This is a genomic window from [Clostridium] ultunense DSM 10521 (assembly GCF_000511955.1).
In the GTDB taxonomy this organism is placed as follows: Bacteria; Bacillota; Clostridia; order Tissierellales; family Tepidimicrobiaceae; genus Schnuerera; species Schnuerera ultunensis.
The window spans coordinates 296,450-320,664 of sequence record NZ_AZSU01000006.1; the positions used below are offsets into that span (position 1 = coordinate 296,450).

The following is a 24,215-nucleotide window of genomic DNA, read 5'->3' on the forward strand; positions in this document are numbered from 1 at the left end:
TTAATGAACTAAGCACATATAGTACATCTAATTTTTTAAAACGACTAGAAGACAAATTAGGATTTAAAGTTAAACTAGTACAAACAGACAATGGAATCGAATTTGTTAACGATCAGGATATTACAAATAAAAAGACCAGATTCGAAAAGTATTTAGAAAAACTAGATATAAAACACAAGCGCACACGCCCATATTCACCATGGCAAAATGGCATAGTAGAGCGAAGTCATAGAATAGATAATGAATTATTTTACAGTAGAAGAAGATTTAAAAGTTACAAGCAGATGGAAAAGTCATTTATAAGATATAGTAAAAGATACAATAATATAGCAAGAAAAATCCTAAATTATAAGACTCCAAATGAAATAGTTGGAGAGTATTTCTCTAAAAATGCTGCTTAAGATGATATTACCAATAATTATTTAATCAAGGATCGCTATCGCTTTCCTCCTTGACAAAATAATTATTAGTAATTTTTTAAAACCACAGCATTATTCAGAGAAAATTTTTCAGAGGTCTGTGTCACATATGTTTGACTTCTCCAGACGAATGATAATTGGATAATAAGTTATGATTGGAATAAACATGATCTATTTGGTATGGAAAATTTTATCCATGAATTGTATGAGGAATTAATAGATACTCCTATTAATAAAGAAGAATTAGATAATTGGATAGATATTGTGGGGGAACATATAGAAGATGTTGAGTTTGTTCTATATTCAGAAGAGGAAGATAAAGAATTACTTGAATTAGCTATAGAACTTCAAAAGTGGAGGATTTTAACAACCAGTTTAATTATGGGAGATCGTTTTAATGTAAAAAATGTAGAATCTACTTGGATAACTAAAACAGATAATTCTAGATATGTGGAAAATATTGATAGATTTTGTTCACAGAATCGGGACCAACCTCTATCTGTAGTGCGGATGAAAGCACAAGAAGATATAATGAGACAACTAAAAGAGAATCCGAATCAGTTATTTTATACTTTATGTATGCCTACAGGGGAACGTGTCATAATAGTGATGGGTGCAGTTAATGTTATGAAACCAAGGGTTTCAGGAACTTTAAATAAATATATTTTGTGTATTGCTTAGAGTAATTAAAGTTGATTGCTGTAAGCAATGTATGAGAGGGGGCAAGAATATTAGTTCTTTAATAGTTGACAATTAGTTAGTATAATTACATTTAAAATAATAATAATAATTACGTATATGTAGTATTAAGCGAACTTAATTGAAATTAAAGGAGTGAACTCATATGATTAATGTTTTACCTTCACTTTTTATTTCATTACCTTTATACCTAGGAATACCAGCAATAATCCTATATTTTGTAATAAAAACAGCCGTGAAAAAGGCAATAAAAGAACTAAAAGATGAAAATATATTATAATTAAAGAAGCGTGTAGTTTATAAACTGCGTCGTGGATATAGAAAAATGTGCAACAAATCTTTTGGGTTTAGTGATAATTTTAATAGTTAAAAGCTGATAACTTCTTACATAAAAGAGTAAGATTTTCAGAAGGCATAATCCCAAAAGAGTTTATAGAATAACAGGGGGAATATGGAACAAGAGATATGTTATATGAAAAGGAGGTATGATTTATGTGGGAAAATACAGAATTAACAAAAAAGAGCTTATGAACTTTTTGATGACGGGATAATAGATACCTTTGAAGTAGGAACATTTAAGGGAGTGCAACAAATTCATCATTATATATTTCAAGATGTATTTGATTGTGCAAGAAAAATAAGGACAGTTAATTTATCAAAAGGTAATTTTCGTTTTGCTCCTGTTGGATTTTTAGAATCTAACCTGGAAGTTATTGAAAAGATGCCAGGGTCCGATTTTGATAGTATTATTGAAAAATATGTAGAAATGAATGTTGCACATCCTTTTAGGGAAGGGAATGGTAGAAGCCAGTAAAATAAATATTCCATCAGAAAACTATAGGAAACAAGCAAGAAACATTGCATAATGCTGCTAAGTCCATTGAGCAGAGAATTGAAGGTTTGGGGGAAATAAAAGCTCTAGAAAACGTCAGCGCTATTCGTTTTAAACAGAGCAAGGCATTTGAACTTCATAATCCCTACCCTATTATTGGAGAAGAAGGGAATAGGAACTTTGGGGATAATGTGCTATTTAAAAAAGCCTCCTTCCAAATTCCTATCGGGGCAAATGTGGCACTAACTGGAGAAAATGGTACTGGAAAACAACTCTAATCGAAATGATATTAAACCATGAAGATGGTATATCAATATCCCCTAAGGCAGAAGTAGGCTAATTTTCCTAAAATGGGTATAAATATAACCATAATCGAAAGGTTATGGAATTTATACAGGAGGATTGTGATTACAATATTTCCAAAAACCGCTCATTACTCACTTCCATGGGAATTAAAGATGGGGATATTAACAAAAAACCATCTGTTTAAGTGGGGGCGAAATTATTAAATTAATGCTGGCCAAAAAGCTTATGGGTAGTTATAATATATTATTAATGGATGAACCAAGTAATTTTCTTGATATACCTAGCCTGGAGGCACTGGAAGTGTTAATGAAAGGGTATGCTGGAACGATAATTATTTTATTTTTAGTACTGATAAATTGTAAGTGGACCAATAAAAGGGACTATAGCTTTTGATATTAAAGGGGTGTATTAGTATGGTAGACAATGCTATTCAAATGGTAACAGAGAAATTATCTTCTTGGCCTTGCGTGAGAGGTATTATATTAGGGGTTCATGTGCAAGAGGCACCCATACAGAAGATTCTGATATAGATGTGGGAATTTATTACAATGCGTAATCATTTGACCTGATAGCGATTAATCAAATTGCTACAGAATTGAATGATGAAAGATGTGGAATTGGGAATGTAAAAGCCATTTTATAAAAGACTAGTTCAACAAATGGGACAGATTACTTAATAAATTATTAATTTTAGGAGAATGATAAATGAATGTAAAAACCTTTACTGCGATGACTGAGGCAGGCTTAGACAGAAAAGTAAATAATCTTTTAAATGGTAATTCTTTTGATGTCGTAGATATAAAGTATTCATCCTCAATTTTTTATATGTGGTAATGGTTATATACAGACAATCAAATAAAGAATAATAACTAAGCAATCAGGCGCAGTTGTGGAATTAGAGCTGCACATCAAACGGAGTGGATTGTGGTATTATAATTTGTTGTCTTGGGTGAATTTAAAGTAATCGAAATTGATTATCTGAAAGGAAGTGTAGAGTATATGAATCCAACTAGTTTAACGTTTGGAGTTTACCCATTAGGTGCGGTAGGTACACCTTCTGGGTTGGCTAAAGGACCTATTGATGATTTTGATAAGATTCAACTAGCTTTAAAGGATTTACAAGGGGATGCAAAAAGGGTAATTCCGAGAATGTACATTGTTTATACGAAAGAATGGGAATCTGAAATGTTATCCAATATAGCATTTTTTCGCGATGATAGTTTATTGGGAGACTTGTGTATAGTATTAGGTGATTGGACAAAGAAACAAGGGTCGGATATAGAACTTGATCATTGGCTTAATTTTATTAAAAAAGTAATAAACGATTTTGGCTCACATTTGGGCTCCCTTCAAATTACCAACGAACCTAATTTACCGTTTATGGAGGGGTCGAATCCGCATATTATTCAAGCATTGGTAGAAGGAGTGGTTGTAGCGAAAAAGCAAGCCCAAAAGCTTAAACTCCCAATTAATATTGGATTTGGTTCGGTACCAAGCGGTGATGCATCAGTTCCATACTTTTGGGAGAATCTCACTAAAGAAGGAAATGATAAATTTGTTAAATATGTTGATTTTATTGGACATAATTTTTATGTAGACGTGTTTGGTGAGCAAACTCTCGCTTTACAGGAAGTGCCTTCTGTCGTGGAACATACACTTCGTAGTTTAAGGGAAGTGGATCTCGTTAAGGCTGGTATACCAAATTCAGTTCCTATACGAATTACTGAAAACGGGTGGTCTACTGGGAAAAAGTCTATTTCTGATTTAGATAGGTCTTATGAACATCAATCAAAGGTACTCGAAACAGTGATACGTACAGTCTACAGTTTACGAAGTGAACTTAACATTTCACATTTCGAACTTTTCGGACTCCGGGATGCTAATAGTTCCATAGATGATCTATTCCATCAATTTGGGGTTATGCGAGATGATTACTCACCGAAACCAGCATACTACACATTCAAGCGATTAATACGGGAATTAGGGTAATTTAATGGAGTGAAGATATATGTACGGTAAAACAATAAAAAACAACAAGTTTTTCTTGTCCTTGACAATGGTCATTGTTTTAATTACCTCCATTGTAACAATTTTTCAATTTTTTCAACCTGAAGTATTGAACATACTTCGTCGTGACCCCGAAAGATTGGCATCTGGAGAGTGGTGGAGGATTATAACACCCTTACTTGTCCATTCCGATGGTTGGGGACAGTACATTTTCAATATAGTGTGTATTATAGTAATCGGGATTGAAGTTGAACGATTATATGGAAAAATTGATTTTCTTTTTCTTTATTTAGCGGGAGGTTTGATTGGCGAGATTGCAGGCTATGCATGGGAACCATATGGCGCTGGAGCATCAGTAGGTCTTTGTGGCCTATTAGGTGGATTATATATTATTACATTGATAAGTAGGAAAAAGGTAGCAAATCCACTTTCTCTCTTGTTAAGTCTTTATATTGTTGTTGGTCTTGTCAGTTTTGCAAGTGGAAGAATCTATGTATCAATAGGACTCTTCATTATGGTTGGGGTTCTTACAGGAATTATCATGAAAAGGAAAAATCCAGAAAAATTATTAGGCACCCTATCTAGTATAGGTGGTTTCATTGGTGTGATAACTCTGTTGGTGTTTCATGATATACATGGAGCAGCAATTCTGGGTGGATCTCTCACTGCCGTTATTCTCTTTTCCCTACAAAGGTGGTCGTGACTTAGCAACTTGAATACATACGTAAGATTCTACCAGTTTATGTTAATTGTTCAATAATAATTTAATTTAACAAAAGGGCGCGATTGTTGAAAAAAGGGATAGCATTTGCTACTCCTTTTTATTTGTGTGCCCAACATGGGCAACAACTTGATGGTAAAAGCTATTTGGTAGGAACCTTTAGCTAAAAGTAAATTTATCCACAGCGACATGGAATCTGAAGGAAACTAGAGGCAAAATCCCGAACTGGCGAACAGAAGCCACATCAGGGTGAAATAAAGTGGATGAGTTTACATAACAAAACAAAGTCCAATACTACCCGAACCTTATACAGTAAATGTGACGGTTACTTGTGAGGAAGGCCGTTGTTCTTATCTAGGGAGGTCTTATGGATATGAGAAAACAGAGTATGCACCATGGTTGAAACAAGATTTGTCATGATCGTGGGAGATTTCTCTATATATACAAGTAAGAGTTTGAAAGATTTTATTTATGAATGTAATAAAGGAAAAAATATTTTTTTCACATCTGATGTAGAGCAGGCTATTAAGAGACTAAGTATAGAGTGATTAAAGGGGCGAGATTTAATTGATGCACATTAGGATTAGAAGACCAACTGAAGATGACAAAGACCGATTAGTTAAATTTTTTAAAATTGTAGTGGTCGATACCTTTATCAAGGAAGGTATCGAAGAAATGGTAGAAGATTTAGAGGAAGAAATTGAATCTAAGAAGCAATATTTAGAAAATGATCTAAAGAGCAATGGAGAACTTAGATGTTTCCTAATAGCAGAATATGAGGGCTGTATAGTAGGTACAATAGAATATGGACCTGCCAGTGACCTAATTAATAGTTGTACACATGGAAAATATAAGAACCTTTATGAAATAGGTACAGTTTTTGTAAGACCAGATTACCAAGGACAGGGTATAGGTAATTTACTATTGAATGCTATGATTCAAGAATTACAATGTAAAGGAATCAAAGAGTTTTGTATGGATAGTGGATATTCCAATGCACAGAAAATATGGAGAAAAAGGTTTGGTGAACCTGAATATTTCCTAGAGAATTATTGGGCAGAGGGTCAACATCATCTAATCTGGAAAATTAAGATTTGAATATATCATGTAAAGATGAATTCCTATAAAAATCTCTACGAGTTATTAGTAATATGACAAGTTAAATGCGTTAAGGGATCAAATCTTCCTTGACAAATATAATAAAAACAAATATTATAATATGTAGTATTAATTAAAGGAGTTTTATCATATGAGGCATAGTATTTTTAAATAACTATTAATAAAATAGAACAAGTACATTTTCCGTGCAAAATAATATTTGTATGGCTTATTAATTGTACTTTTATTTAGAAATATTCTCATAATAATAAATTTATATTTTTATGTATTATATAGCATTAATTAGGTTATAGATATAAAACCATGGTGTTGTATCTAATTATGTATGTTATATTTACTTTAAGCAGTTATATAAAAAATAAGTTCCCCTGTGAAGAGAGTATTTTATCACAGGGGATTTTTATATAATTATGGAGGTATAAAATGAAAATTATTAATATAGGAATCTTAGCACATGTTGATGCAGGAAAAACAACTGTTACAGAAGGTTTATTGTATAAAAGTGGTGCAATTAATAAAATAGGAAGGGTCGATAATGGTACAACAATAACAGATTCAATGGAACTGGAAAGAGATAGGGGGATAACTATACGAGCATCTACAGTTTCATTTAATTACAATGATACAAAGGTTAATATCATAGATACCCCCGGACATATGGATTTTATAGCTGAAGTCGAACGAACCCTGAGAGTGTTAGATGGAGCTGTTTTAGTAATTTCGGCGAAAGAAGGAATTCAAGTTCAAACCAAAATAATTTTTAATACTTTGGCGAAATTAAATATTCCAACACTCATATTTGTGAATAAAATAGACAGAAAGGGAGTATGTTTAGATGAAATATATACTCAGATAAAGAGGAAATTAACTCCTAATCTTGCAATAATGCAATCAGTTAAAATAAAAGATAAAGGTGATTTTGAATTGACAAATGTAAGGGATGATAAAGTAATTCAAAGTCAAATAATAGAGAAGTTACTGGATATAAATGATTATCTAGCAGAAAAATATATAAATGGCGATGTCATTACAGAAAAAGAGTATGATAATGTATTTCTGGATGAGGTAAATAGTTGCAATCTTTATCCTGTTTTGCATGGTTCTGCTTTAAAAGATATTGGGATTGATGAGTTGCTATTTGCTATTACAAACTATCTTCCTGTAAATAATGATAATATTACAGATAACCTATCTGCGTATGTTTATAAGATAGATAGGGATGAAGAATCGCGTAAGATTACTTTCTTAAGAGTATTCAGTGGGAATATAAAGACACGTCAAGAAGTTCCCATAAATGACACAGAGGAAACCTTTAAAATAAAAAGTCTGGAATCAATTATGAATGGAGAAATTGTAAAGGTAGATCAGGTTAATAGCGGGGATATTGCTATTATTTCTAATGCTAATTCTCTTAAAATAGGTGATTTTATTGGTGAGAAATATGATAGGGTTCTAGATATAAAGATAGCCCAACCAGCATTGAGGGCATCAATTAAACCTTATGATTTAAGTAAAAGAAGTAAACTGATAGGAGCGTTATTTGAATTAACTGAAGAAGATCCATTTCTAGATTGTGAAATTAACGGAGATACTGGAGAAATCATATTGAAACTATTTGGAAATATTCAAATGGAAATAATAGAATCACTACTTAAAAACAGATACAAAATAGATGCTAAATTTGGTGAATTGAAAACAATATATAAAGAACGACCTAAGAGAAACTCTAAAGCAGTAATCCATATAGAGGTTCCACCAAATCCTTATTGGGCATCTATTGGACTGTCAATAGAACCACTACCAATAGGGTCAGGATTATTATATAAGACAGAGGTGTCCTATGGATATTTAAATAATTCATTTCAAAATGCAGTAAAAGATGCTGTAGAGAAGGCTTGTAAAGAAGGGCTTTATGGATGGGAAGTTACAGACTTAAAGGTAACTTTTGACTACGGATTATACTATAGCCCAGTAAGTACCCCCTCTGACTTTAGGAATTTAACACCATATGTATTTTGGGAAGCTCTTCGAAAAGCAGGAACTGAAATATTAGAACCTTATTTAAAATATACAGTTCAAGTTCCAAATGATTTCTGCGGAAGGGTTATGAGTGATCTTAGAAAGATGAGGGCTTCTATTGAAGATATAATAGCCAAGGGAGAGGAGACAACTTTAAGTGGAAAGATACCTGTTGATACATCGAAGTCCTATCAGTCAGAATTGCTTTCCTACTCAAATGGGAAAGGTATTTTTATTACTGAGCCTTATGGTTATGATATATATAATGGTGAGTCTATAACTAATGATATTAGAAATAATGATAATGATAGTAGCAAAGAAGGACTGAGATATTTATTTCAGAAACAAAGTGAAATTTGAAAGGAGCTTAAGTGCAATTATCAGTTAAATATGGATAAAACCTATATCTATAAAGGTTTTCACCATATGTACAAAAAAATGAACCATGGGATAAACATCAATACGTAAAACAAGAAATGGTGGTAGTATATAACTATGGATACTAAATAAGGTTTTATATATATGCTATAGCAGAGGATGCTTTAAGATCTTAGGAAGAGCTTATTATGTTTTTAGATGATTGGCTTAAACCAAATCGTGTAAACTACTCATTAAATCATTTAACAAAAATATTTAAAGAGGAGCTAGTTAATAATTAATATTATAACAATACATGAAATCTTTTAATAAATCTTAGTGGTTCAGATATAAAAGTCTGGGCCGTTTTTTTTATTTCCCTAGAAAGGAGGTTACCTGCATGGTAAATGACGAAGTCAATAATAAGGCTATAAATATTGAGATTAAGGTTGCAGAGTATTCAGCAAAAGCAATCTTTAAGGCAATTAAAAAGATTATGGAAGATGCAGCTGAAAAAAGCCAACCACTTGCTGACTATCTTAGTGAGAAAAGGAAGACTAATTCAAGGAGACTTAAGGATATGGTTAAAAAAGGTCAGCTTGAAAATATTGAACTACAAAAAGGTGAAGTCAAGGAACTTAAAAAACAACTTAACCGATATGGAGTAAGGTTTTCTGTAATGAAGAATAAGGAGGCAGGACTATACTCTGTATTCTTCCAGGCAAAAGATACTAAGGCTATGGATCTAGCCTTTAAAAAAGCTATAGAAAGATATGAAAAGAAAGAAAATAAGAGAAATTCAACAAGGGATATTTTAAATAAGTTTAAGGTGAAAGTGAAAAATACAGTAGTTAAAGACAAGGTGAAAGAAAAACACCAGCAACAAGAAAGATAAGGAGAGAGGCATTTAAGAGAAATTTTAGATGTCTTTTTTTATTGAGATGAGGTGAAGTGAATGGATTTTGATTATTTCTATGGGAGAGACGCTGAAAGCTTTAGGTTTATCCGCTTACCTATAGTTCTTATTGAAGATGAAACGTTTAAAAGCCTATCAATAGATGCTAAGGTGCTTTATTCCATGTATCTGTCAAGGAGTACCTTATCTTATAAGAATAACTGGGTAGATGAAAATGGAAGGGTTTATATCTACTTTACTGTTGAGGAAACAGCCGCACAACTTGCTTGTGGTATTAAAAAGGCAGTAAAACTTATTAAAGATCTTGAGAAGATTGGTCTTATTACAAAAAAGAGGGCAGGCCAGGGTAATCCTACTAAAATTTATGTCAAAGATTTTATGAGTATTTTTAGAAATGAAGAGCTTAGATCAATCAAAAGGGAAAATCAAGACTTGTCAAAAGGACAAGTCAAGAATGGTGATTTTGATAATTCAAGAGTGGCAAAAAAGGAAAGTCTAGACTTATCAAAAAGACAACCTAACTATATAGAGAATAATAAGATTGATAATAGTTATATTGATTTTAGTGAGAAGGATAAAAAAGGAACCTTCTTAAATGTAATTATTTCTAATGAAGAAGAAATGAAACTAGAAGATAAAATCCCTAATCTTAATGATTATATTGAAAGATTATCAGCCTATATGCAAAGTACAGGAAAAACCTATAAAGACCATGCTTCAACAATTATGACCTGGTATTTAAAAGATAAGAGCGAAGGAAAGCTTAGGAGGGAGGAATCTTATACGGGAGATCCCTCGGACTATGAAAGTGAATGGAACTTAAATGATTAGAGAGGTAGATAAAATGGAAGATAAAATAAAAATAATTGAAATTGATGGAGTAGGATTTTCTTTTAATGCAAATAGGGCTCATGAAAGAGATGGCCATGTTTATTGTAGACAATGTGGTGAACAAATAGATTCAGAACCCCTTGCTTGTCTTGGTAGTAAAAAAATAATATTTAGTCGAAATTGTAGATGTGATAGGGAAACAGAGGCTAAGAGAAAGGAAGAAGAAATAGCAAACCACATCAGAAGGCTTAAAGAAGAATGTTTTGCTACTAGCAGAAATCTAATAAGCTATAGTTTTGAAAAGATTATAGAGCCTGAAAGACAGGAAGTTATTATAGCAAAGAATTTTGTTAAGAACTTTAAAGAACTTGCGAAAAATAATAATGGACTTATATTTCATGGGAATGTTGGAACAGGAAAGACATATTTAGCAGCTTGTATTGCTAATAAAATTATTGAAGAATACCAGATAAGGGTGAAGATGAGAAATATCCCTCAGATAATAAATGATATTGAAAAGCGTGGCTTTGATATAGATAAAAATGAATATTACAGGCTCTTATGCAGTGTACCACTTCTCATTCTTGATGATTTTGGAATTGAAAGAAATACAGAATATATAAATGAAATGGTCTATCAGATTATCAATACCAGATATGAAGCAAAGAAACCCACTATTATTTCAACAAATATTCCCTTAGGTGTAATCATGAGTGGAAGTAATGATATTGATAAAGAAAGGATATATTCAAGAATTAGGGAGATGTGTATTCCAGTAAAAATTGCAGGAGAGGACATAAGAAGAGAAATAGGAAAATTAAAATTAAATAAAACTAGAGAGTTACTTCTAGGTGAAAGATAGGTGAAAGAGATGAATAAAATAAAAACATTTGAAAGTTTTGAATTTGGACAGGTTAGGACAATGCTTATAGATAATGAACCATGGTTTGTAGGAATGGATATAGCCCAGGCTCTAGGATACAAAAGACCAAGTGATGCGATTGCAAGTCATGTATATGAGGAAGATAAGCTGAAACGGTGTTTTACCGTATCAGGTCAAGGAAGGAATTTGATAGTAATAAATGAGTCTGGAATGTATGCACTGATTTTTGGAAGTAAACTTGAAAGTGCCATAAGATTTAAAAACTGGGTAACAAGTGAAGTTCTACCTTCAATTAGAAAGCATGGTGGATATTTTTCAGGACAGGAGGAAATGAATGATCAAGAACTTTTAGCAAGGGGCTATCTTGTAGCCTTAAGACAAATAGAAGCTAGGACAGAAGAATTAGAAGGTCTTATTCCCAAGGGAGAATTCTTTGATAAGTTTATGGATTTAGGTGACTGTATATGCCTTAGGGATACTGCAAAAGAATTAGGAGTTTCTCAAAATAGATTTATAAATATACTCATTGATAGGGGTTATCTTTATAGAAATCAAAAAGGGAAACTAAGATATTACTCAACTGCAGCTGATTACTTTAAATTAAAAGATTATATCAATAAATATAATGGACAACCCGGAGTCTATACAGTAGTTAGACCTGAGGGAAGAGCATATCTTTTCTCCTTATTTAAAGAGATGGGAGAAATCTAGAAGGAGGTGGTCTTGGATGATAATGCTTAATAAGAAAAGTTGTATAAATTGTGATGAAAGAGATTTAGTTAAACATAATGAAGAAATAAATAAGATTCTAGGGGAATTAAGAAAGCTAGATAACTATGATTGTGTAGTCCTTCATAAGTACCAGGATATAGGCCATAGAAATAAAGATTTGCAAGTTATTAATATAAATCTATGGGATATATATGAGCTGGCAGAGCTTGCTGATTTTAAAAATGGAGTAGATTTTCTTATAGATGATGAGGGATTTCTTAATCTTTCTGTATATGGACAGACCTATAAGCTGGGGGGAGAAAGCCATTTTATCCATGCTGTCTTTAAAATTATTCCCCATGATGAAGATTTGAATTTCCTTAATATATCTGAATTTATTCTTGAAGGAAAGCCTATAAGATTTTCAGACAAGCAGTTGAATAAAAAGAAGAAATCAACTATTGCACTTCTTAGTGAATATAAAGAAAAAGTTATTAATAATAACACTATAAAAAAAGATAGTCAAATAAAAGAAAAAGGTGAGGAAAGATAAGAAATCTCTGGCTTAAGGAGGTGAGGTTGTGAGCATAGTAGAAAAAATTAAAAAGGACATAAAGGATTTATTTGATGTGCAAGATGGGAAGGAATTTATTAAAAAGAACATGCCCTATCTTGCATTTTTCTATTTAGGAGATATTCTCTCTCACCATATAAATTCATATATAGGAGGTGACTTAATAGACCGTATATTCCAGGCGGTCATGGAAATAGAAACTATGACCTATATTCCAAGTTTTTATCCGAGGGACTTGCTTGTAGGTCTTGTCCTAGCTGGAATAGTGAAACTTATTTTATATAGCAAGGGTAAAAATGCAAAGAAATTTAGGCAGGGTACTGAATATGGCTCTGCAAGATGGGGTAATGCCAAGGATATTTCTCCATATATGGATGATGATTTTGGAAATAATCTTCTACTAACTGAAACAGAAAGAATTACCATGAATAGTAGACCAAAGATTCCTAAGTATGCAAGAAATAAAAATGTACTTGTAATTGGTGGGTCAGGTTCTGGAAAGACGAGATTCTTTGTAAAACCTAATTTGATGCAACTACACTCAAGTTATGTAGTAACTGATCCTAAAGGAAGTCTTCTTCATGAATGTGGCAAAATGTTAGAGGTGAATGGTTATGAAATAAAATCTCTTAATACAATTAATTTTAATAAGAGCATGAAATATAATCCCTTTGCCTACCTAAGAAGTGAAAAAGATATTCTAAAGCTGGTTCAGACAATTATAGCAAATACAAAGGGGGATGGTGAAAAGGCAGGAGAGGATTTTTGGGTAAAGGCTGAAAGACTTTATTATACAGCCCTTATAGGATATATATTTTATGAAACTCCAAAGGAGGAACAAAACTTTACAACCCTACTAGCCATGATAGATGCAAGTGAGGTTAGAGAGGAGGATGAAAACTTTAAAAATGCAATAGATTATATGTTTGAAGCCTTGGAAGAAAAGGATCCAGACCATTTTGCAGTTAAGCAATATCGCAAGTATAAACTAGCGGCAGGAAAAACTGCAAAATCTATTTTAATTTCTTGTGGTGCAAGATTAGCTCCTTTTGATATTAAGGAACTTAGAGAGCTAATGAGTGAAGATGAAATGGAACTTGATACCCTAGGAGATAGAAAAACAGCCTTATTCGTCATCATTTCAGATACAGATGATACCTTTAATTTTGTAGTATCACTTCTCTATTCTCAGATGTTTAATCTACTTTGTGATAAGGCAGATGATGTCTATGGCGGAAGACTTCCTGTTCATGTTAGATGTCTCCTTGATGAGTTTGCAAATATTGGCCTAATCCCTAAATTTGAAAAGCTTATAGCGACAATTCGTTCTAGGGAAATAAGTGCTTGCATAGTTCTACAAGCACAATCACAACTAAAGGCCATATATAAAGATAATGCAGATACTATTATTGGTAACTGTGATACCACATTATTTTTAGGAGGAAAGGAGAATGGTACTTTAAAAGAGATTTCAGAAACCTTAGGCAAGGAAACTATTGACCTATTCAATACATCAGAAACAAGAAGTAATCAAAAGTCTTTTGGGCTTAACTATCAGAAAACTGGCAAGGAACTTATGACTAAAGATGAACTCTTTGTAATGGATGGAAGCAAGTGCATTATGCAACTAAGAGGTGTAAGACCATTTCTATCAGAGAAGTTTGATATTACCAAGCATAAAAATTATAAGCATCTTGAAGATTATGATGATAGAAACTTCTTCGATATTGAAGAATATATGAAGAAACAAGGTAAGGCCAAGCTCAATAAAGATTCTATAATAACAAGATTGTAGGTGAAGATATGAAGGTTAAGGTGAGAAGCCCTTCAAAAAAGAAAGTAACAAAGTTAATAAATTTGATTTATAGCGATTGGATAAGAAACAAGTCCAGTCGCTTTTTTTATTTCAAAAAAGAAAAGAGGAGGCTAGAATTAGAATATGGCAAATTTTAAAGAAAGAGATATGAAAAATGTAACAGCTAATCTAGTAGGAGAGGTAAAAACAGCTTCTTTTGACTGGGATGGTGAAACTATCAATGTAACAAATTTCTCCCTTGTAGAAAAGAAGAATGGGAAAAGGCACTATACAAACTGTGCAGCTTATGGTGAATGGTCAGAAGTAGCAAAGGAACTAAAGGCTGGAGATCTTGTCCATGTCTTTGGTTATATTAGGGAAAGAAGAAATAATGACAAGCTATATAAGAATTTTATAGTAAAACATATGAATAAAATTGAAAAAGAAAATAAGGAGGAAAAATAATATGGCATTTTTTACAGAAGGAATAGCAGTTTTAAAAACTTTAGTTACTGCAATTGGTGCAGGTTTAGGGGCATGGGGAGTAATTAACCTTATGGAGGGTTATGGAAATGATAACCCTGGAGCAAAATCACAAGGGATCAAGCAGCTAATGGCAGGCGGAGGTATTGTTCTTATTGGAATGAAACTTATACCTTTACTTGCAAATACACTTAATTAAGAAAGAGGTAGATAAAATATGTTTGGACTTTTCGACAAAATAACTGAATTTTTTCAGGAGATTTTCATCGGAATTATCCAAGCAAACCTTGAAGCAATGTTCTTAGATATAAATGAGAATGTAAGTCTTGTAGCTACAGAAGTCGGGAAAACACCAAGTAGCTGGAATGCAGAAGTGTTCAGCTTTGTAAAGAATATTAACGATACTGTAGTTATCCCTATAGCGGGAATTATCATAACCGCCGTCTTGTGCATAGAACTCATAAACATGGTCATGGAGAAAAATAATATGCACTCTGATACAGATACATTTGATTTCTTTAAATACATTATCAAGATGTGGATAGCAGTATGGTTTGTAAGTAATGCTTTCACTTTCTCGATGGCAGTATTTGATGTATCACAGACACTAGTAACTAAGGCGGCGGGCGTGATAAATACAAATGCATCCCTTGATGCTATGGATGTGGCCGCAATGATAGATCATCTAAAAGATGAAAGCTTATGGAATCTGATACTGATAGCAATGGATACTTCACTGGTGAAGCTTTCAATCCAGGTTGTATCAATCATAATTACCGTAATAACTTATGGAAGAATGATTGAAATTTGCTTGTATAGCTCAGTATCAGCAATTCCATTTGCAACTATGGGAAATAAAGAATGGGGTCAGATTGGAACAAATTATATCAAAGGATTATTTGCACTAGGGCTTCAGGGATTGTTTCTTATGATATGCCTTGGAATATATGCGGTACTTGTAAAAACGATTCATGTAACCACAGATATTCATGCCAGCATATTCGGAGTTCTTGGATATACGGTACTTCTTGGAATTATGATGTTAAAGAGTGGAACAATTGCAAAAAGCATAATGAATGCTCATTAAAAATATAGGAGGAATATAATTTGGAATTTAAAAAGAAAAGATTAATAATAGGTTTGGCACTTACAGGGGCAGGTCTTCTTGTTTCTGAAGTAAAAAGTAGAAAGAAATTAGGTGAGCTTACACAAAGAATTAATCATACAGAGGATTTTTTAGAAGATCTTGAAGAAAAGACATGGAGTTTAAATAGGTCTATGAAGGAAATTGCTAAGGCTCATAATAGTTTAATAAAAATGAGAATAGATGACTATGAAGACTTTGATGAAAGATTTTATGAAATTGAAGATGAAATTGCTACTATCTATAGCCACCTTGCAGAACTTGATAGACTTAAGAAAAATAAAAAAGGTGTAGGTGAAAGTTCAAAAATATTAAATATCAACCCTGATGAATTGGAAGAAAGCATAGATGAGATTGAAGAAGAATAAAAAAGCTAATGGAATAGTGAGGTGATAGAGATTGGCTTATGTTCAGATACCCAAAGATTTAACCAATGTTAAAACAAAAGTAGCTTTTAATCTGACCAAAAGGCAGCTAATAGGGTTTGGGGTGGCAGGTATTATTGGTATTCCAACATATCTAAAAACGAGAAATGTTCTTGGTAATGATCTAGCTGTCTTTTTAATGATTGTACTAACTATCCCTATTTTCTTTGTGGTCTTTTATGAGAAGGATGGGCTTTCAAGTGAGAAATACCTTAAATATATATATCTTCATGAAAGACACCAACCTAAAGTTAGGGTTAGTAAGGAGAGATTTATAGAAATGAGGAAGGAGGAGCAAAACATAAATGGGAAAAAATCAGATTCAGCAAAGAAATTTAGAAAAAAGAAAAAGACAGGAAGAAAAACTTCAAAAAAAGGAAAAAGAAGCTAAAAAAAGTAGCTAAGGAAACAAGAAATATTAAGTCTAGTCAGAAGAAAAGCTCTTCATTTCTTGATTTCTTAAAGAAGGAAAAGAAAAGATATACCATAGAAGATACCATTCCCTATAAGAGGATGTATAGGAATGGTATATGTTATATCGGTGAGGGAAAGTACAATAAAGTTATAAAATATGAGGATATAAATTATCAGCTTGCACTTGAGGAAGATAGGGATCTTATCTTTAATCAATTTGCAGGCTTTTTAAATTCCTTTGATTCAACAACAGAGCTTCAACTAAGCTTTGTTAATCAGGTAGGAAGAATTAAGGAAATGGAAAATGCAATTACTATACCAGGTAAGGGGGATGGTTTTGATGAGATAAGAAAAGAATTTAGGGGAATGCTTAAGGACCAGCTTTCAAAGGGGAACAATGGTCTTAAAAAGTCAAAGTATGTTGTTGTAAGTACAAGGGCAGACACCTATGACCAAGCCAAATCTGTTCTTGAGAGGATAGAGATAGATGTCCTATCAAATTTAAAAAGTATGGGGGTAAGGGCTGAAACCTTAGTAGGTCTTGAAAGACTTAAACTACTTCACGATATGCTAAATCCTGATAATAGCTTTGATTATGATGGACAAGGGCTTGAAAATAGGGACACAAGAAAACTTATAATGCCTAGTACATTCAAGTTCATAAATCCTAAATATATGCAGATGGGGAATTATATCTGTGCCCTAAGTCATTTTCAGATTTTAGCAAGTGAGCTTTCAGATAGGTTTTTATCGGAAATTCTTTCTATTGAAGATAATATGTATGTAAGCCTTCATATTCATGCCATAGATCAGGTAGATGCTATTAAGATGGTAAAGAGAAAGAATACAGACCTTCAAAAGATGATGATAGAAGAACAAAAAAAGGCTGTAAGAGCTGGCTATGATATGGATATTATACCATCAGACCTTAATGTATATGGAAGTGATATAAAAAATCTTTTGACTGACCTTCAATCTAGGGATGAGAGAATGTTCCATGTAACCTTTACCATTATGAATTTAAGTAAAAGTAAGGAAAAGCTAGATACTACTATAGCCCAAATTTCTTCCATATGTAACCGTAATAACTGTGCCTTAAAAAGACTAGACCATCAGCAAGAGCAAGGTTATATGTCAGTTCTTCCTTTAGGAGTGAATGAGGTTGAAATAAAAAGACAATTAACATCTTCATCAACTGCTGTATTTATGCCTTTTACAACAGAAGAACTTTTTATGGGTTCAAATACAAGCTTGTATTATGGGCTTAATTCTCTTTCACATAATCTTATAATGGCAGATAGGAAGAAACTAAAAAATCCAAATGGACTTATTCTAGGAACACCAGGGTCTGGAAAATCCTTTGCAGCCAAAAGGGAAATGGCAAATGCGATTTTGGTTACAGATGATGATGTGATTATTACAGATCCAGAGGGTGAGTATGGAAACCTTGTAAAACAATTTAATGGAGAGGTTATTAAAATTTCAGCTAAGTCTAAAGACTATCTAAATCCACTTGATATTAATATGAACTATGGAGATGGAGACGCACCATTAAAGGATAAGGCGAACTTTATAATGAGTATGCTTGAACTTGTAGTAGGTGGCAGTGGTCTAACTGCAGCTGAAAAGTCTGTAATAGATAGGTGTCTACCTAAGATATACAAGGATTATTTTACAGACCCTAAACCTGAAAATATGCCTATACTAAGTGACCTTTATAATCTTCTCCAAGAACAAGAAGAAAGTGTAGGAAGAAAGCTGGCTACAGAAATGGAAATCTATGTTACTGGTTCTTTAAATGTATTTAATAACAGAAGTAATGTAGACCTTAATAAAAAGCTTATATGCTTTGATATAAAGGAACTGGGAAATCAACTGAAGAAAATAGGAATGTTAGTTATACAGGACCAGGTATGGAATAAAGTTTCCTCAAATAGGGGGGCTAATAGGGCAACAAGATACTATATTGACGAGTTTCACTTGCTTTTAAAAGATCAGCAAACTGCCCAATACTCAGTTGAAATATGGAAAAGATTTAGAAAGTGGGGTGGAGTTCCAACAGGTATAACACAAAACGTAAAAGACCTTTTAGGAAGTGCAGAAATTGAAAATATCTTTGATAATACAGACTTTGTCCTCATGCTTAACCAAGCTTCTGGAGATAGGGAAATCCTAGCCAAAAAACTTAAAATTTCTCCTTTTCAATTAAACTATGTTACAAATTCCAATGCAGGAGAGGGACTTTTATTCTTTGGGAATACTATTGTTCCCTTTGTTGACAAGTTCCCTAAAGATACAATCTTGTATCAGAAGATGACAACAAAACCTGAGGAAGTAGATTAAAATGAAAGATAAGAAGAAAATAAAAAGAAGAACATATCTAGATATAGGTAAACGTGAAAAAGTAAAGGATTACAAGGATAAAAGAACTAAGGATGGTGAAAGATTTCAAGAAAACATTGTAGAAAAGAAGTCTAAGTTAAATAATTTTGAGAGAGAAATTAAGTCCACTGATAAAAAAGGTGGACTTTCTTTATCTCAAAAACAAATAGAAAAACATAGGGCTAAGGAAGAAAGGACTGGTGATTCAAACAATTTAGAAAAGATTACTACTGAAAGTAGCCAGGTAAAGGAAGTCATAATAGAAGAAAAAAATCTTGATATAGGTGCAAGGATAAAGACTAGTAACTTCCTTAATAAACGAATTCATGAAAAGGATAGATTTGATGATTCTATTATAAAAAAACAAACAAAATTAAAGGATAGAGATACTAAAGCTACAATTAAAAAGGATGATGAATACAAGGATAGGGAAGGAGATGATAAGAGTTCTTTAGATAATTTACAAGACCAATTAATAGGTGTAGAAAAAAGGAAAAAACAGAAGCAGATAAATAACTTAATGCAGAAGGAAGATCTAGAATATGAATGCTTAGATAAAGAAACAAAAAGCAATACCCTATTTAAAGATGATGCCAACAATCTCATTATTCCTAATAAGGAAGACGATGAGGTAAGGGTAGAAGATTTTGAGGAAAGAGCCAGTGGCGTAGATAGTTTCAAAAATAATAGTAAGAAGAAAGATTATTATAAGAGGAAGCTTGTATATGATAATCAGAAAAAAATAAACAAAAAAGATGGGAAATTAACTACAGATGATGTTAAAGACCTTAAAGCTGGCATGGCTAATAAGACAGGTAAAAAAGTTCCAAGTCAAACTATAGCCCTTGATGGGAAGGTAGAAAAACAATATAGAAAAAGCGAAAGCAAACTAATTCAAAAAAGGAAAAAGGCAAGTAAACTTTATCACAAGCCTAAATATGATAAGACAGGAAAATTTGTAGGAGGAATTTCAGGGGCAAGCTATCTGTCCGCTGAATATATTAGGGCTGGAAGTGATGAAAATGTAGCCATTGATGCAAGTGAAAAAGGTTTATATCTAAATGCAAGTATGACAAGACATGCCCAAAACAAGCTTCAAAGGCAAAGAAGAAGTCCTATAAAGCTTGAAAGAAAATTGGCTTTAAAGCATCAGAAAAATTTAGCAAGAGCTGAATATAAGACTGAAATCAAGGGTTTGAAAAATGAAAAAGATTTTCAAAAAAAGACTGCCTATAAGAAATTGATTAAAAGAAGGCAGATGAAAAAGAAAATCTATGAAGAGCATAATATTGCAATTGGTTTCAAAGATAGGCTAAAAAAAGGAATGGAAAATATTTTAAAAGGAAGTTCTCAACTAATAAGAAGAAATATAAGAAAGATCCTTATTCTTCTTGCTATAGCCATTATAGGTTTTATGACCCTGAGTCAAGTTGCAACATTTTTTCTAGCTGGAATATCATCAGTAACTAGCCAAGTTATGAGTACCACCTACTTGTCAGGGGAAGATACTCTTGCAGATATAAATAGTGAGTTTACCAAGCTAGAGTATGAACTAGCAGATGAACTTGCCAATATAGAAAGTTATTATCCAGGCTATGACGAGTACCATGTAGGAGGAAGTACTGATATAGGTCATGACATTCATGAACTTTTAAGCTTTATAACTGCCAAACATGGACAAGTAACCAATGTATCAAGCCTTAGTGGAGAATTAAAAAGCTTATTTAATAAGATGTATAAAGTTAATTATGAAACCATAGTTGAAACCAGATATAGGCAGGTATGCTATGGAAGTGGTAAAGATAGATACTGTGTAATGGAGCCTTATGACTGGTATGTTTTGAAGGTTACAGTCACGAAAAAAGAAATGGATACTGTTGCAAGAGAGGAATTTGATGGATATGAGGAAAACCTTGCTCATTATGAAGCCCTTCTTGAAACAGGTGGTAACATGGAGGAGTATTTTGGTGGAAGTGGTATAACTCCTGTTATTCCAGATAGCACCATAATAGGGGAATTAGTAAACAACCCTAATCTTTCAGATAAGGAAAAAGCTCTTGTATTAGCAGCATATAGAACACCTACAGCTGGTGGTGGCTACTGTGCTGCATGGGTAAGCAATGTTTATGTAAAGGCAGGTTATCCAAGACCTGGAGGCAACGCAAATGATCAGTATTATTGGTACTGTAATAGCAATGACCTTTCAGAACTTAGACCTGGAATGATGGTAGCAGTACCTACCCATAATCATACTCAGGCAGGGAAGAAATATGGTCATGTTGGTATTTATGTTGGCAATGGAGTCATAAGAGAAAATATTGGTATTGTAAAGGATACCAAGCTTTTAGATTGGATTGCCTACTATGGAAGTAGTGCAAAATGGGGATTCCCATATTAAAAGAAGGAGGTTTTAATGAATGGATAAAAAAATGGAAAATAGATATAAGAAGATAAAAAGAGACCAAAAAAAGTTAAAAGAACAAATTAAAAAAAGTGAAGATGAACTAGAACTTCTGAGATTAGAAGAAGAGGAAATAGCTGGTCAAGAAATAATGGCTATATGTTATGAACAAAAGATAAATCTTTTAGATGCAGTAAAGATTTTTACTGAAACAGAAAAAACAAGAAAAAATGAAAATAAAATATGTAAAGAACTTAAAAAGGAGAATCTGACCTATGGAAAAGAACAATAACATGAGAAAAGTTATAATGATATTACTAGCACTGGTTATAGTAAGTGCAATTGGAACAAGCTATGCATCTAAAGTCTTTGCATCTGACTCTAGTCGAGAACTTGAAAGAGAATTTGTAATAGATGTTAATAGTCCTGAAAATGCTAAAAATAAGGAAAATAACATTACTGTTGATGTTAATAAGCCTTCACTAAATCCAGCAGAAACAGGCAATGGTTTTCTAATAGATGTAAATAAGCCAAAGGAAGAATCAACTATACCAAAGGAAAATCTCTATGAGCCTACAGATCCTAGCCAGGCAAGGGGAACTATTACAGAGTCTGTTGGAGCTGATAATAGGGAATATCCAAGAAGAAGTGAGATTACAGATGCTATAGATGGACCTAATGGTGGTCAAATGAAGGAAAGACCAAAGGCTGATGCAAGAGAATTTCTTACTTTTCAAACAAAGAGTGGCAAGGTATTTCATCTTATTATCAATCATGATGAGCCAGATTCAAATGTTCAGCTCTTAACAGAGGTATCAGAACAAGACCTACTAAATATGATTGAGCAAGATGAGGAAAGAAATGGAACGAATAAGATTAAGGAAGAACCTAAAAAAGAAGTATTGAAAAAAGAAGAAGCTGAACCAGAAGAACCCAAGAAAGAAGATTCTAAGGGTTCTTTTTTAATTGTCCTATTTATAGTAGCTGCAGTAGTAGGAGCTGGATATTACTTTAAGGTTGTTAAGTCTAATGATGATGGATTTGGAGATTTTGAAGATGATGAAATTCCAAATGATGATTTTTTTAGATCTAGTGATAAAGAAGACAATGAGGAAGAGGATAATGAAACTGAATACACAAAGGAGGATTTGATGTAATGGGTAAAAAAACAGGATTATTTAAAAAAATATTAGCAGGGATACTTAGTTTTACTGTAATGTGTGGACTAGTAACCCCTGTACTTGCAAGTGATAAAAATGATAGATTTTCTTATGAAGTTGACATGGTTATTGTAGTTGATATTTCAGGATCAATGAATGGAACTAAAATGACAAAGGCTAAGAAGTCAGCTAAGGATATGGCTGAGGCTATATGGAAAGAGCAAGAGGCTCATAATATAAACACCAATATAGCACTTATTAGCTTTGCATCTGATGTGATCCATTATAAAAATGATGGAACAGATTTTTTCCAGAAAAAAGATAAGAGTAAGCTATTTAATGTTATTGATGGGCTTGTTGCAAAGGATATGACCTTTACACAAGGGGGAATTCATGAAGCAAGGATGATATTTAAAAAATCAACTGGAGATAAGAAAATTATAGTTCTTCTTTCAGATGGAGAAGCAAATCGTATTTATGAACCGAAAATTAACCTTGATGATTATATGAATAATAATAAAAAGGTTCTTGAAGGAAGTTTTTATTATGATAAGGCTGGGCAAGATACAACAGTTGCCAAGGGTAAATTTTGTGCATTAGCAGAAGCTAATCTTGCAAAAAGTGACAATATTGATGTCCTTGATATTTATACAGTAGCAGTCGATTGTAATGAACAAGCAAAAGAATTTTTAAAGGAAGTAGCAAGTGGAGATGATAAGTTTAAAGATTCAGATACAGACGACCTAGAAGATGTTTTTCAAGACTTAACTGATGAAATAAAAGATAAGATAGAAAAAGAAAAATTAGAAAAAGAGCTTGAAGACCTTAATAATAGGATTGATGAACTAGATAAGGAAAAAGCAGAGCTTGAGAAAGAGTTTGCCAAGGAGAAAGAGCAAGCAGCCAAAGATAAGGAAGAGCTTAACAAGGAAATAAATGATTTGAAGGATAAAACTGATGAACTTGAAAAAGCCAAGGATAGGTTAGAACAAGAATTAGCTGATGAGAAGGAAAAATCAGAAGAAGATAAGAAGGCTCTTGAAAAAGAGATAGATGCTCTAAAGCAAAAAACTGATGATCTAAATGAAGCTAAAGAAAATCTAGAAAAAGAGCTAGAAGATACAATATGTCGATTCTCAAATTAAACAAGTAAAATTTCTTGCTTTATAATATCTATAAAAGACTTCAAAAGCATTAAATTATCAAATTAATTCAGAAAATATTTAGTAGATTTTCAAATTGTCCTAGTATTACATAGAACCTTGGGGCTCTGCCCCAAACCCCGGGATTTTTCGCATTTGTTCTTTAAAAACATAAAAGAAGTATCTAGGATAGATACCCCTTTTATGATTCTTTATGTTTTTATAGAATCCTATTTGGCGCTCAGGTTGCATCCCTGCAGAGCCCTATCCTCCAGATAGGCAAGAAACCAATATTTAAATTCCCGTTTCAATATTAGCCTGATATACTGTTTCTTCATTTACTACTTGCATCTTTCTAACGGTTGAATACATTAGGCTAGCTATGGCTATGTTATTTATTGATCTTAGGATTCCACCTGTTATGGTATGAATAGCAGTTAAGGCTGATGGAGTAAATACTTCATTCATACAGCCT

Annotated in this window: 27 protein-coding genes and 1 pseudogene; 27 read left to right on the forward strand and 1 reads right to left on the reverse strand. The window is 32.7% G+C overall.

The annotated features are described in order from the left end of the window. The 27 genes and pseudogenes from CUL_RS17565 to CUL_RS0114655 all read left to right on the forward strand — a co-directional run. Window positions 1–401, forward strand: a 401-nt coding sequence (locus tag CUL_RS17565; RefSeq protein ID WP_035143269.1) for an integrase core domain-containing protein, incomplete at its 5' end; no start/stop codon positions are given. 198 nt (window positions 402–599) lie between these two features. After that, a complete protein-coding gene (locus CUL_RS19565) occupies window positions 600–1,100 on the forward strand; it encodes a hypothetical protein (RefSeq protein ID WP_025642377.1) in 501 nt (166 codons plus the stop codon). Between the two features lie 163 nt (window positions 1,101–1,263). Next, the gene (locus tag CUL_RS19980) at window positions 1,264–1,398 is read left to right on the forward strand and encodes a hypothetical protein (protein WP_255371036.1); all 135 of its coding nucleotides are present in this window, start codon (window positions 1,264–1,266) and stop codon (window positions 1,396–1,398) included. Between the two features lie 303 nt (window positions 1,399–1,701). Further along, on the forward strand, window positions 1,702–1,932 hold the full coding sequence (locus tag CUL_RS17570) for a Fic family protein (RefSeq protein ID WP_425329677.1): 231 nt from the start codon (window positions 1,702–1,704) through the stop codon (window positions 1,930–1,932). Window positions 1,933–2,018: 86 nt separating this feature from the next. Then, window positions 2,019–2,228: a hypothetical protein gene (locus CUL_RS20320; RefSeq protein WP_025642379.1), complete on the forward strand. Its 210-nt coding sequence runs from the start codon at window positions 2,019–2,021 to the stop codon at window positions 2,226–2,228. Window positions 2,229–2,719: 491 nt separating this feature from the next. Next, window positions 2,720–2,812, forward strand: a complete 93-nt coding sequence (locus CUL_RS20325) for a nucleotidyltransferase domain-containing protein (RefSeq protein ID WP_425329678.1) — start codon at window positions 2,720–2,722, stop codon at window positions 2,810–2,812. Window positions 2,813–3,255: 443 nt separating this feature from the next. Continuing rightward, on the forward strand, window positions 3,256–4,245 hold the full coding sequence (locus CUL_RS0114545) for a hypothetical protein (RefSeq protein ID WP_025642383.1): 990 nt from the start codon (window positions 3,256–3,258) through the stop codon (window positions 4,243–4,245). Window positions 4,246–4,264: 19 nt separating this feature from the next. Further along, window positions 4,265–4,966 carry a rhomboid family intramembrane serine protease gene (locus tag CUL_RS18145; protein WP_025642384.1) on the forward strand — a complete coding sequence of 234 codons (702 nt, stop codon included), beginning with the start codon at window positions 4,265–4,267 and terminating at the stop codon, window positions 4,964–4,966. Between the two features lie 434 nt (window positions 4,967–5,400). Beyond that, entirely contained in the window at window positions 5,401–5,532 is a 132-nt protein-coding gene (locus CUL_RS20245; RefSeq protein ID WP_369800228.1) for a DUF4180 domain-containing protein, read from the forward strand. A gap of 22 nt (window positions 5,533–5,554) precedes the next feature. Next, window positions 5,555–6,082 carry a GNAT family N-acetyltransferase gene (locus tag CUL_RS17590; RefSeq protein WP_035143318.1) on the forward strand — a complete coding sequence of 176 codons (528 nt, stop codon included), beginning with the start codon at window positions 5,555–5,557 and terminating at the stop codon, window positions 6,080–6,082. A 444-nt stretch (window positions 6,083–6,526) separates the two neighbouring features. Then, window positions 6,527–8,482: a tetracycline resistance ribosomal protection protein gene (gene tet / locus CUL_RS0114565; protein ID WP_025642386.1), complete on the forward strand. Its 1,956-nt coding sequence runs from the start codon at window positions 6,527–6,529 to the stop codon at window positions 8,480–8,482. A 397-nt stretch (window positions 8,483–8,879) separates the two neighbouring features. Continuing rightward, a complete protein-coding gene (locus CUL_RS0114575; protein WP_025642388.1) occupies window positions 8,880–9,374 on the forward strand; it encodes a PcfB family protein in 495 nt (164 codons plus the stop codon). Between the two features lie 60 nt (window positions 9,375–9,434). After that, entirely contained in the window at window positions 9,435–10,226 is a 792-nt protein-coding gene (locus CUL_RS0114580) for a replication initiator protein A (RefSeq protein ID WP_025642390.1), read from the forward strand. Window positions 10,227–10,239: 13 nt separating this feature from the next. Beyond that, the gene (locus CUL_RS0114585) at window positions 10,240–11,088 is read left to right on the forward strand and encodes an ATP-binding protein (RefSeq protein WP_051403574.1); all 849 of its coding nucleotides are present in this window, start codon (window positions 10,240–10,242) and stop codon (window positions 11,086–11,088) included. A gap of 9 nt (window positions 11,089–11,097) precedes the next feature. Beyond that, complete coding sequence (locus tag CUL_RS0114590; protein ID WP_025642393.1) at window positions 11,098–11,820, forward strand: BRO family protein; 723 nt, start codon at window positions 11,098–11,100, stop codon at window positions 11,818–11,820. A 16-nt stretch (window positions 11,821–11,836) separates the two neighbouring features. Further along, complete coding sequence (locus tag CUL_RS0114595; protein WP_025642395.1) at window positions 11,837–12,373, forward strand: hypothetical protein; 537 nt, start codon at window positions 11,837–11,839, stop codon at window positions 12,371–12,373. A 34-nt stretch (window positions 12,374–12,407) separates the two neighbouring features. Next, window positions 12,408–14,189: a VirD4-like conjugal transfer protein, CD1115 family gene (locus tag CUL_RS0114600; protein WP_025642397.1), complete on the forward strand. Its 1,782-nt coding sequence runs from the start codon at window positions 12,408–12,410 to the stop codon at window positions 14,187–14,189. A 144-nt stretch (window positions 14,190–14,333) separates the two neighbouring features. Next, window positions 14,334–14,654: a single-stranded DNA-binding protein gene (locus CUL_RS0114610; protein ID WP_025642399.1), complete on the forward strand. Its 321-nt coding sequence runs from the start codon at window positions 14,334–14,336 to the stop codon at window positions 14,652–14,654. 1 nt (window position 14,655) lies between these two features. Further along, complete coding sequence (locus CUL_RS0114615) at window positions 14,656–14,871, forward strand: Maff2 family mobile element protein (protein ID WP_018579567.1); 216 nt, start codon at window positions 14,656–14,658, stop codon at window positions 14,869–14,871. Window positions 14,872–14,889: 18 nt separating this feature from the next. Further along, entirely contained in the window at window positions 14,890–15,759 is an 870-nt protein-coding gene (locus tag CUL_RS0114620; RefSeq protein ID WP_025642403.1) for a VirB6/TrbL-like conjugal transfer protein, CD1112 family, read from the forward strand. A 20-nt stretch (window positions 15,760–15,779) separates the two neighbouring features. Beyond that, on the forward strand, window positions 15,780–16,184 hold the full coding sequence (locus CUL_RS0114625) for a hypothetical protein (protein WP_025642405.1): 405 nt from the start codon (window positions 15,780–15,782) through the stop codon (window positions 16,182–16,184). A 31-nt stretch (window positions 16,185–16,215) separates the two neighbouring features. Next, on the forward strand, window positions 16,216–16,632 hold the full coding sequence (locus CUL_RS0114630; protein ID WP_025642407.1) for a PrgI family protein: 417 nt from the start codon (window positions 16,216–16,218) through the stop codon (window positions 16,630–16,632). Window positions 16,633–16,706: 74 nt separating this feature from the next. Then, window positions 16,707–18,998 (forward strand): annotated as a pseudogene (locus CUL_RS0114635) (VirB4-like conjugal transfer ATPase, CD1110 family); the annotation flags it as partial. Window position 18,999: 1 nt separating this feature from the next. Continuing rightward, complete coding sequence (locus CUL_RS0114640; RefSeq protein ID WP_025642412.1) at window positions 19,000–21,435, forward strand: CD1108 family mobile element protein; 2,436 nt, start codon at window positions 19,000–19,002, stop codon at window positions 21,433–21,435. Window positions 21,436–21,454: 19 nt separating this feature from the next. Next, window positions 21,455–21,730 carry a hypothetical protein gene (locus CUL_RS0114645; RefSeq protein WP_025642414.1) on the forward strand — a complete coding sequence of 92 codons (276 nt, stop codon included), beginning with the start codon at window positions 21,455–21,457 and terminating at the stop codon, window positions 21,728–21,730. Next, a complete protein-coding gene (locus CUL_RS18150; RefSeq protein WP_025642416.1) occupies window positions 21,714–22,595 on the forward strand; it encodes a CD1107 family mobile element protein in 882 nt (293 codons plus the stop codon). Before CUL_RS0114645 ends, CUL_RS18150 begins: the two co-directional genes overlap by 17 nt. Next, window positions 22,595–23,743: a vWA domain-containing protein gene (locus tag CUL_RS0114655; RefSeq protein ID WP_025642418.1), complete on the forward strand. Its 1,149-nt coding sequence runs from the start codon at window positions 22,595–22,597 to the stop codon at window positions 23,741–23,743. Before CUL_RS18150 ends, CUL_RS0114655 begins: the two co-directional genes overlap by 1 nt. A 291-nt stretch (window positions 23,744–24,034) precedes the next feature. On the opposite strand, the gene CUL_RS18720 is transcribed toward CUL_RS0114655, so the two are convergent. Further along, the coding region (locus CUL_RS18720) for a hypothetical protein (RefSeq protein WP_025642420.1) at window positions 24,035–24,215 on the reverse strand (181 nt) is incomplete at its 5' end.

Coding starts and splice junctions, on each gene's coding strand:
- CUL_RS19565 (WP_025642377.1), top strand. CDS start 600: ATGGAAAATTTTATCCATGAATTGTATGAGGAATTAATAGATACTCCT.
- CUL_RS19980 (WP_255371036.1), top strand. CDS start 1,264: ATGATTAATGTTTTACCTTCACTTTTTATTTCATTACCTTTATACCTA.
- CUL_RS0114545 (WP_025642383.1), top strand. CDS start 3,256: ATGAATCCAACTAGTTTAACGTTTGGAGTTTACCCATTAGGTGCGGTA.
- CUL_RS18145 (WP_025642384.1), top strand. CDS start 4,265: ATGTACGGTAAAACAATAAAAAACAACAAGTTTTTCTTGTCCTTGACA.
- CUL_RS20245 (WP_369800228.1), top strand. CDS start 5,401: ATGATCGTGGGAGATTTCTCTATATATACAAGTAAGAGTTTGAAAGAT.
- CUL_RS17590 (WP_035143318.1), top strand. CDS start 5,555: ATGCACATTAGGATTAGAAGACCAACTGAAGATGACAAAGACCGATTA.
- tet (WP_025642386.1), top strand. CDS start 6,527: ATGAAAATTATTAATATAGGAATCTTAGCACATGTTGATGCAGGAAAA.
- CUL_RS0114575 (WP_025642388.1), top strand. CDS start 8,880: ATGGTAAATGACGAAGTCAATAATAAGGCTATAAATATTGAGATTAAG.
- CUL_RS0114580 (WP_025642390.1), top strand. CDS start 9,435: ATGGATTTTGATTATTTCTATGGGAGAGACGCTGAAAGCTTTAGGTTT.
- CUL_RS0114585 (WP_051403574.1), top strand. CDS start 10,240: ATGGAAGATAAAATAAAAATAATTGAAATTGATGGAGTAGGATTTTCT.
- CUL_RS0114590 (WP_025642393.1), top strand. CDS start 11,098: ATGAATAAAATAAAAACATTTGAAAGTTTTGAATTTGGACAGGTTAGG.
- CUL_RS0114595 (WP_025642395.1), top strand. CDS start 11,837: ATGATAATGCTTAATAAGAAAAGTTGTATAAATTGTGATGAAAGAGAT.
- CUL_RS0114610 (WP_025642399.1), top strand. CDS start 14,334: ATGGCAAATTTTAAAGAAAGAGATATGAAAAATGTAACAGCTAATCTA.
- CUL_RS0114615 (WP_018579567.1), top strand. CDS start 14,656: ATGGCATTTTTTACAGAAGGAATAGCAGTTTTAAAAACTTTAGTTACT.
- CUL_RS0114620 (WP_025642403.1), top strand. CDS start 14,890: ATGTTTGGACTTTTCGACAAAATAACTGAATTTTTTCAGGAGATTTTC.
- CUL_RS0114640 (WP_025642412.1), top strand. CDS start 19,000: ATGAAAGATAAGAAGAAAATAAAAAGAAGAACATATCTAGATATAGGT.
- CUL_RS0114645 (WP_025642414.1), top strand. CDS start 21,455: ATGGATAAAAAAATGGAAAATAGATATAAGAAGATAAAAAGAGACCAA.
- CUL_RS18150 (WP_025642416.1), top strand. CDS start 21,714: ATGGAAAAGAACAATAACATGAGAAAAGTTATAATGATATTACTAGCA.
- CUL_RS0114655 (WP_025642418.1), top strand. CDS start 22,595: ATGGGTAAAAAAACAGGATTATTTAAAAAAATATTAGCAGGGATACTT.